Below are 1,625 nucleotides of genomic sequence, written 5' to 3' on the forward strand. Positions count from 1 at the left end.
TTAAATATGAATCCCAAAATTCTTCTCTATCCTCTGGCTTTGAAAATGGTCTTTGCATAGTAGACATCATACATTTTTCTACTGTACTAGTTTGGTAGATTAAATCTTTTTTTATCAAGTCAAAAACTTTTTCGCCTTTTTCATTATTAATTAAAACCAAGGAAACGCCTTTATCATCATTAAATCCCGGAATTGCACTATCTATTTTCCAAAAATCAGCAATTGTTATATCTGCAGGATGCATAATATCCTTATAGGGACATTTATAGCAACTTGGCCTAATAGTATAATGGGAATAGAACATATTTTTAAATACTTCACTATGAAAGCACTTAACTTTTCCTCTATAGTCTTTTAACTGTAACGTTTCTTTATGTGCCGCCCATCCAAACTTTTTTTTGTTTCTAAAATCAACCCCTATACATTTTGACTTATATTTCTGCTCCGCCCACTCTAAATAATCTTTCCATACTTTTGGACTCGGTACTCCATGGCATATTATATCTACCAAAATTAAATTAGAATAATCCTTTTGTAAAACTGCTTTTAAAGCTGCGATTTGACAAGACGTTCCAGAAAAAAGTACTGTATATCCATCCTTTAAATCATCCCTAACACGCTTATAGCAATCTCCAATCTCACTTTGAATATATTTAGAACCTCGCATTTTATCGCGCTCTGTTTTCGTTGTAGCTCTGCAATGTTGCGCCTTACTGTTATCACCATTTAAACTACATCCATATACAACACCATTATTTTCTAATACATAATCTGATATTGCGGTAAAAAAGCCTCCTGATCGCGACTCTAGTCTAATAGATTCATCTTTGTGTTTTACGCCATAAACTTGTGGTGAACTAAACATTTTCTATTTTCCTTCCGTGTAATATAATTGATAGATTAAAAACCTTTTTCTGCTTGATTCGTTTTAAAAACACAAGTTTTAATGCATTTTTTACACCCGATACATTTACAAAAGTCAATTTCAGGATACAAGAATCCTTCTTCGTCTGGAACCATAGTAATTGCATTAGCCGGACATACACTATAACAGGCAGAACAGCCACAACATTGAGCCTTTTCTATATACAAAACTATTTTTTCTTCCATAACTCACCATTTACCTTATTATTTTCTTTTTATAGTACGCCAAATCATTGATATTTTATTTTTAAAGAACCATCCAATCAGAATCGCAACAGCAATAATTATATAGCGAATTAAGGGATATCCGTATAATAGCATGACCGATAAACATAATACGGAAGTTACAAAACCAATAAGAAAATACCTTTTTCCATTAAAGAACACATCAATATTTTCCTTTTCTTTTACACGTTTTGACATATAGGTATAATGAAAGTATGTAAAAGCAGCAAAGCAAATTGCTGTTGTATATGCAGCTGCAATAAAACCAAAATACTTAATTCCAAAATAATTTAATACAACATTTATTACCGCTCCGGCCATTGAAATATACATTGTATACTTGTTTTCTTCGTAAAAAAATTCAACATTTGCAAACAATGAATACATAAAAGAAAACTGAAGTCCAATAATAATCGGAGGAATACAATATACTGCTTCTATATATTTTTTACCAGCTAAAACAGACATCATTTCAG

At 31.3% G+C, this 1,625-nt stretch carries 2 protein-coding genes and 1 pseudogene; all 3 read right to left on the reverse strand.

Annotated features, from left to right (window positions below; genetic code table 11):
• Positions 1-865: Coenzyme F420 hydrogenase/dehydrogenase, beta subunit C-terminal domain (locus DWW13_RS17930; protein WP_118720777.1), on the reverse strand; the 865-nt coding region annotated here is incomplete at its 3' end.
• Between the two features lie 35 nt (positions 866-900).
• A complete protein-coding gene (locus DWW13_RS17935; RefSeq protein WP_118720779.1) occupies positions 901-1,110 on the reverse strand; it encodes a 4Fe-4S dicluster domain-containing protein in 210 nt (69 codons plus the stop codon).
• 18 nt (positions 1,111-1,128) lie between these two features.
• Positions 1,129-1,625, reverse strand: a pseudogene (locus DWW13_RS17940) (polysaccharide biosynthesis C-terminal domain-containing protein); the annotation flags it as partial.

The sequence above is a fragment of the Blautia sp. AF14-40 genome (assembly GCF_003479665.1).
Taxonomy (GTDB): domain Bacteria; phylum Bacillota; class Clostridia; order Lachnospirales; family Lachnospiraceae; genus Fusicatenibacter; species Fusicatenibacter saccharivorans.